General features: G+C 73.9%; 5 protein-coding genes. 2 read left to right on the top strand and 3 right to left on the bottom strand.

Translation table 11 applies throughout. From position 1 onward, the window contains the following. Positions 1 to 82 precede the first annotated feature (82 nt). Both ECOMGDLI_RS19405 and rpsA read right to left on the bottom strand, forming a co-directional pair. Positions 83 to 1,699: a sugar transferase gene (locus ECOMGDLI_RS19405; protein WP_143447795.1), complete on the bottom strand. Its 1,617-nt coding sequence runs from the start codon at positions 1,697 to 1,699 to the stop codon at positions 83 to 85. Positions 1,700 to 1,961: 262 nt separating this feature from the next. Next, entirely contained in the window at positions 1,962 to 3,449 is a 1,488-nt protein-coding gene (gene rpsA, locus ECOMGDLI_RS19400) for a 30S ribosomal protein S1 (protein WP_088318537.1), read from the bottom strand. Positions 3,450 to 3,827: 378 nt separating this feature from the next. Between rpsA and ECOMGDLI_RS19395 the strand changes: the two genes are divergently transcribed. Next, a complete protein-coding gene (locus ECOMGDLI_RS19395) occupies positions 3,828 to 4,679 on the top strand; it encodes a class I SAM-dependent methyltransferase (protein WP_088318536.1) in 852 nt (283 codons plus the stop codon). 34 nt (positions 4,680 to 4,713) lie between these two features. On the opposite strand, the gene ECOMGDLI_RS19390 is transcribed toward ECOMGDLI_RS19395, so the two are convergent. Continuing rightward, a complete protein-coding gene (locus tag ECOMGDLI_RS19390; RefSeq protein WP_088318535.1) occupies positions 4,714 to 5,781 on the bottom strand; it encodes a DUF3068 domain-containing protein in 1,068 nt (355 codons plus the stop codon). Positions 5,782 to 5,954: 173 nt separating this feature from the next. Here ECOMGDLI_RS19390 and ECOMGDLI_RS19385 point away from each other — a divergent pair. Next, a partial coding sequence (locus tag ECOMGDLI_RS19385; protein WP_158221068.1) for a hypothetical protein occupies positions 5,955 to 7,151 on the top strand: 1,197 nt, incomplete at its 3' end.

Genomic DNA, 7,151 nt, shown 5'->3' with positions numbered 1-7,151 from the left:
GCCCGCCCCGATCCCGCCCGTCAGCCCGACCTTCAGCACCCGGGCATCCTCGCAGCCCGCGCCGCGGCCGGCGACGCACCCGTCAGTACGCGCCCTTGCGGGCGAGGACCGCGGCGAGCGTCTGGGCGATGATCTTGAGGTCGAGCCAGAGCGTCCAGTCGTCGACGTACTGCAGGTCGAGCCGGACCGACTCGTCCCACGAGAGGTCCGAGCGGCCGGACACCTGCCACAGGCCCGTGATGCCGGGCTTGACGACGAGCCGGCGGCGCACGTCCTCCTCGTACATCTGCACCTCGCGGGGCAGCGGCGGGCGCGGGCCGACGAGGGACATGTCCCCGCGGAGCACGTCGAACAGCTGCGGCAGCTCGTCGAGGGAGAACCGCCGGATGAAGCGGCCGACCGGCGTCACCCGCGGGTCGTCCTTCATCTTGAACAGCGGCCCGCCGCCGTGCTCGTTGAGGTGCTGGAGCTGGGCCAGCCGCTCCTCGGCGTCGACGTACATGCTGCGGAACTTCGTCATCCGGAACGGCTCGGTGTGCTTGCCGACGCGCTCCTGGCGGAAGAGGACCGGCCCCGGGGACGTGAGCTTCACGGCGAGCGCGACGCCCAGGAGCACCGGCGACAGCACGAAGAGCCCGGGCAGCGTGAGACCCCAGTCGAGACCCTTCTTGATGATGCGCCGGATGCCCTTGAACTCGGGCTCCTCGACGTTGAGGAGCGGCTGCCCCCGGACCGTGCGGATGTGCATCCGCGGCGCGGAGACCTCCGCGAGCCGCGGTGCGACGAGGAGCTGGGCGCCGCTGCCCTCGAGGTCCCACGAGAGCCGGCGCAGGTCGTCCTGGGCGACGTCCGACCAGGCGGTGAGGATGACGGTGTCGGCCCGGACGGCGCGCAGCGCGCCGAGCACGTCGGCCGGGGCGCCGAGGACCGGAACGTCCTCGATGCGCTCCCCGAGACTGCGGGTGACGCACGCACCGATGATCTCGAGCCCGGCGTTCGGGTCGCTGCGCGTCGTCCGGACCATCTCGGCGACCGAGCGCTCGGAGCCGATGGCGACGACCTTCTGCACGCAGCGGCCGCGCCGGCGCATCCGGTAGAGCAGCAGCCGGGCCACGCCGTGGACGCCGAGCAGCCCGACGGCGGCGAGCGGGATCCCGACGACGACGAGCGGACGGACCTGGAGGGTCTGCGTCGCGTAGGCGGCGAGCGAGGTGGCCGCGACGAGGTAGACGCAGGCCGTCCACACCCGGTGCAGCTCGTCGGTGCCGTGGCCGAGGTAGCGGTGCTCGTACGAGCGGTTCAGGGTGACGGCGGCGACGACCGCGGCCGCTGCGAGGGCGGCGAGCAGCGGGTCGATCCGCGGGGTGGCCAGCCGGGCCGCGAGCTCCATCGCGGCGACGGCCGCGGCGCTGTCGCAGAGGACGAGGAGCCGGGTGTAGCGGTTGCGCCAACGCGGGCGCACCTGCCGGGCCTCGTTCGGCTTGGCGCGGTCCCGACGGGCCAGGAGCGCGCCCGTGCCCGGCATGCCGAAGCGCTCGACGACCGCCTGCGTGTCGGCCTCGGTCGCGGCCAGCGCGGCCAGGGTCGCGGTGAGCGTCGACCCGCGGGTGGGGGCCGGGACCCGGGGGCCACCACCGCCGGCGGTGCCCGCTGCGGTGCGGGCCCCGGCGTCCGCGGCGCCGTCCGTCACGTCCTGCACGCACCCGCCTCGGTTCTCGACGGCGCGCCGTCCGGCGGCGCCGCTGCTCGGCGGCCCCGCGGCCGTTCGTGCCGCGCGGGGCCTGCTGTCCTCCCAGTCGTCGGCCTCGGCGCCGGACGGGCGAAGCGGGCTCGCGCCGCGTCACCCGGACGGGCGAACGACGAAGGCCCCGGGCCGGGGCCCGGGGCCTTCGTCGTGCCGTTCAGGTGGTGCGGTGTCTCAGGTCGTGCGGTGCTTCAGTGGTGCGGTCGCCCACCGGGGCTCAGAAGCCGCCCGTGAGCTTCTCGCGCAGCGCGGCGAGGGCCTCGTCCGAGGCGAGCGTGCCCTCGGCCTCGGGCGTCGCCGAGGAGTACGACGAGGCCGCCGAGGCGCCACCGGTGCCGGCGCTCTCGCCACCCTCGGTACGGGCCTCGGTCTCGGCCTTCTGGGCCTCGACGATCTGCTTGCGGTGGGCCTCCCAGCGCTGCTGGGCCTCGGCGTACTGCCGCTCCCACTCCTCACGCTGCTTCTCGTAGCCCTCGAGCCAGTCGTTCGTCTCGGGGTCGAAGCCCTCGGGGTACTTGTAGTTGCCCGCCTCGTCGTACTCCGCGGCCATGCCGTAGAGCGACGGGTCGAACTCCTCGCCCGCGGCGGCGCTGCCCTCGTTGGCCTGCTTGAGGCTCAGCGAGATCCGGCGACGCTCGAGGTCGATGTCGATGACCTTGACGAAGATCGAGTCGTTGACCTGGACGACCTGCTCCGGGATCTCGACGTGACGCTCGGCGAGCTCGGAGATGTGGACGAGGCCCTCGATGCCCTCGTCGACGCGCACGAACGCACCGAACGGGACGAGCTTGGTGACCTTGCCCGGGACGACCTGGCCGATCGCGTGGGTCCGGGCGAACTGCTGCCACGGGTCCTCCTGCGTCGCCTTGAGCGACAGCGAGACCCGCTCGCGGTCCATGTCGACGTCGAGGACCTCGACGGTGACCTCCTGGCCGACCTCGACGACCTCGCCCGGGTGGTCGATGTGCTTCCAGGACAGCTCCGAGACGTGGACGAGACCGTCCACGCCGCCGAGGTCGACGAACGCACCGAAGTTGACGATCGAGCTGACGACGCCCGAGCGGACCTGGCCCTTCTGGAGGGTCTGCAGGAACGTCTGGCGGACCTCGGACTGCGTCTGCTCCAGCCACGCGCGGCGCGACAGGACGACGTTGTTCCGGTTCTTGTCGAGCTCGATGATCTTCGCCTCGATCTGCTTGCCCACGTAGGGCTGCAGGTCGCGGACACGACGCATCTCGACGAGCGACGCGGGGAGGAAGCCCCGCAGGCCGATGTCGAGGATGAGACCACCCTTGACGACCTCGATCACCGTGCCGGTGACGATGCCGTCCTCCTCCTTGATCTTCTCGATCGTGCCCCACGCGCGCTCGTACTGCGCACGCTTCTTGGACAGGATGAGACGACCCTCCTTGTCCTCCTTCTGGAGGACGAGGGCCTCGATCTCGTCGCCGACGCTGACGACCTCACCGGGGTCGACGTCGTGCTTGATCGACAGCTCACGGGAGGGGATGACGCCCTCGGTCTTGTAGCCGATGTCGAGCAGGACCTCGTCCCGGTCGACCTTGACGATCGTCCCGGCGACGATGTCACCGTCGTTGAAGTACTTGATCGTCTCGTCGATCGCGGCGAGGAAGTCCTCGGCGCTGCCGATGTCGTTGACGGCGACCTGGGGAACGGTCGGCTGCTCGGTCGTGCTCGCGGTCATGAAGGGGGGACTCCGATGCGGACAGATGTCGATGTGGCCTGGACAAGGGACGTGCGGCGTACGGCACGCGCGTGCGGTCCAGGCGGCCCCGCGTCGGTGGGTGGCCTGCGTCCCGGAGCCCGGGCGCCGCGCCCCTCGGAAGATGTCCTCGAAGGGGCCTCGGAGCACGACTCGCGACAGGTCGTCCAGTCGGAAACAAGGCAAACACATGTCCGCGCACCCAGCGTGCGCCGTCGTCACACTACCCGGTCGGCGCAGGGCGGGTCAAAGCGCCCACGCGGCGCCCGGACGCCGTCCCGACAGCTCCCGTCCGCCCCGAAACCGCAGGTCGCGGCCCGCCCGGGGCCGCGTCACGCCCGCACCCCGGGACCCGCGAGGATGTCTGCCGTGGACGACGTCGAGTCCCGGGGCCTGGCGGCCGCCGGCTACCGGCCGGCCGGCGCCGAGGAGACCGTGCGCGCCAACCGGCACTGGTGGGACGGCGCGAGCCGGGAGTACCTCGACGAGCACGGCGACTTCCTCGGCGCGGACGACTTCGTCTGGTGCCCCGAGGGCCTGCGCGAGGACGACGCCCGGCTGCTCGGCGACCCGGCGGCGCTCGCCGGGCGGCGGGTGCTCGAGGTCGGCTCCGGCGCGGCGCAGTGCGCGCGCTGGCTCGCGGCCCGGGGCGCGGACGTCGTCGCCCTCGACCTGTCGATGGGGATGCTCGCCGAGGGCCGCCGGCTCGGGACCCCGGGCCCGGCAGGCCGCACGGATGCCCGGCCGGTCGGGCTCGTCCAGGGCGACGCCCGGGTGCTGCCCTTCGCCGACGCCTCGTTCGACCTCGCGTTCAGCGCCTACGGCGCCGTGCCGTTCGTCGCCGACCCGCAGCGGGTCATGGCCGACGTCGCGAGGGTCCTGCGGCCGGGCGGCCGCTGGGTCTTCTCCCTGACCCACCCGGTCCGCTGGGCCTTCCCGGACGACCCGTCCGAGCACGGCCTCACGGCGAACCGCTCCTACTTCGACCGGACGCCGTACGTCGAGGAGGACGACGCCGGCGAGGTGGTCTACGCCGAGCACCACCGGACGCTCGGGGACCGGGTCCGGGACGTCGTCGCCGCCGGCCTCGTCCTGGAGGACCTCGTCGAGCCGGAGTGGCCGGACGGCCATGACCGCGTCTGGGGCGGCTGGAGCCCGCTGCGCGGCAGGCTCCTGCCGGGCACCGCGATCCTCGTGACGCGCCGCCCCTGACCGGACCCCGCTCCCGCGGGGCCCGGCGCAGGGCTCAGCGCACGTCGTCCGCGGAGGCCGGGACGCCGCGCAGGTCCACCGAGTCCGGGCCCGCGTCGTCGGCGCGGCCGGCACGGCGCCGTCCGGTGCCGCTGAGGAAGACCAGGGCGACCCCGCCCATCGTCATGAGGAAGCCGATGACCGAGCCCCACGCCGGCAGCGTGACCCGCAGCATGTGCAGCGACGCGGCGTTCGCGCTCTGCACCTCGACGTTCGTCTTCACCGTCTGGTCGCTGTAGGCGAGGGTGCCGACGAGCATCGGGACGGTGACGCCGTTCGCCACGAGGCGGCGGTCCTGCTGCTCCTGGCCCTTGATGATGGCGCCGGTCTCCGGCTCGACCCAGAGGGTGCGGACGTTGGCGTAGCGGATGTCGGCCGTGGCGGCCGTGCTGTCCGGGGCGCCGCCGAACAGGGCCCCGGGGACCTGCTGCTGGCCCAGGCTCACGTCCGGGATCTTCTGCTCGAACTTGTAGACCTTGAGGCCCTGGATCTCCTCGGTGGCGACGTAGCGGGCCTGGTAGGCCGCGCCCGACGCGCTGTCCCAGAACTGGTACGAGGTCGGCCGCGTCCCGAACGGGAACTTCAGGTAGACGCCCCGGCGGTCGGGGTTCTTGCGCGAGCTCGCGTCGGGACCGGTCTGGTAGTACGGCTTCTTGAAGCAGTCGGACTGCTGCTCACCGGTGACGTTGTCGAAGCAGAGCCCCTCGACCGTCCGGTTGATCGGGTCGGCCGACTTGTCCGGGACGCTCGTGTCGACCCGGGTCTCCCAGTAGACGTGCCCGCCCTTGGCGGCCTTCGGGTCGCCCTGCACGGTCCGGGTCGAGACGACGTCGACGACCTGCGGGCCGACGGGGTTGTCCCCCACGGCGATGAACACCTCGGCGCTGCCGTTCGAGACGACGGTGCCCGCGGGCGGCTGCGTCTTGGCGTCGATGTCCTTCTGCGTCGGGTAGACGGCACCGACCTGCGCGATGCGCGGGTAGGCCCAGTACTTCACCGCCACCCCGAGCGTGAGGAGCGCGACGCCAAGACCGACGAGGACGAATCCGAGGACGCGACGCATGTTCCTACTCCTGGGGAGGCAGCAGCACTGGTGACCCACCGACGACCACTCCGAGTGACAGCGACCCGATGTGGCGTGCCGCACAGTACCAGTGAGTAGCCTTGCGCGAGAGTCCCTGTTCCTTGATCGTTCCCGGCGCCGCCGGGGTCCGGACGCAGGCACGAGGAGGTCACGTGGTCGCCCAGGCCCCGCCGGTCGTCCGGGACGTCCCGCGACCGGACGCGGCGACCGGACGCACCGTGACGCTGGGTGGTCGGCAGGTCCGGGTGCTCGACCTCGTCGCCTGGGCCGTCACGGCGGTCGGCGTCGACCTCCAGACCCGCGCGCTGCGCGGCGCGGGCCCCACGCTGGAGGAGGTCGCCCGGCAGGCCGCCGTCGCCCGGCGCGGCCTCGTCGCCGTCCTGCTCGACCCGGCCGCGCTCGCCGTCGCCGGTGCACCCGGCGGCCCGGCGGGCGGCATCCTCACCCGCGCCGCGGTGTGGCTCCTCGCGACCGTGGCGCCGCTGCGCGAGCTCCTCGTCGTGGTCGCCGCGAACTCGCTGCGGGTGTCCCTGGCGCTCGGGGTCTGGCTGCTCCTGCGCCGGCTGCTCCACCCGTCGCCGCTGCTCCTCGTGCCGCTGGCGATGGTCATGACGGCACCGCAGCTCATCCCCTCCGGCGCGGGCACGACGGACGTCGCCGGGCCGCTCGCCGCGACCGTGGCCCTCGTGTGGGCGGCGGTCGCGCACGTGTGGTGGACCGGCGGGCGCCGGCTCGGCGCCGTCGCCCTGCTCACCGCGCTGGCGATGGGGTGCGACCGGTCGGGCGTGCTCGTCCCCGTCGTCCTGCTCCTGCTCTCGGCCACCGTCGCCCGGGCCCCGCAGGACCTCCCGGACCCGTCCGGGACCCGCGCCGTCCTGCGCGGTCTGCGGGCCGCGTGGCCGCCGGCGGCGGTCTCCGCCGCGGTCGTCGCGGTCTTCGTCGCCCTCGCCGGGCTGCGCCCGGCGGACCTCGTGCTGCGCGCGGACCACGGCACCCCCGGCGTCGTCGGGGACGTCCTGCGGGCCGTCGCCGGTGGCCTGCTCGGGGCACCGTGGACGTGGTCCGCCGCAGAGGTGCACGGGCTGCCGCGGCCCGCCACGGGCGTCGTCACCGCCGCGGTGCTCCTCGTGGGCGTCCTCCTCCTGCTCGCGGCCCGCCACGACCGGGCCCGGACGCTGCGCGCCGCGGCGCTCGGTGCCGGGTGGGCGGTCGCGGCGCTCGTCGTGGGCGTCCCCGGCCGGCCGCAGGCCCCGGGCGCGGTCCTCGGCGTGACGGTCGCCGTCGTCCTCACCTGCGCGCTGGCGACGCTGCCGCCCCGCGGCACCGACCGGACGGTCGCGACCGCCCAC

The sequence above is a fragment of the Kineosporia sp. R_H_3 genome (assembly GCF_002198675.1).
GTDB lineage: Bacteria > Actinomycetota > Actinomycetes > Actinomycetales > Kineosporiaceae > R-H-3.
The sequence above is the reverse complement of the archived record's forward strand: the minus strand, read 5'-3'. Positions and strand labels throughout refer to the sequence as shown.

Excerpts from the sequence above, each read along its gene's own strand:
- rpsA (WP_088318537.1), bottom strand. The coding sequence starts at position 3,449 with ATGACCGCGAGCACGACCGAGCAGCCGACCGTTCCCCAGGTCGCCGTC.
- ECOMGDLI_RS19390 (WP_088318535.1), bottom strand. The coding sequence starts at position 5,781 with ATGCGTCGCGTCCTCGGATTCGTCCTCGTCGGTCTTGGCGTCGCGCTC.
- ECOMGDLI_RS19395 (WP_088318536.1), top strand. The coding sequence starts at position 3,828 with ATGTCTGCCGTGGACGACGTCGAGTCCCGGGGCCTGGCGGCCGCCGGC.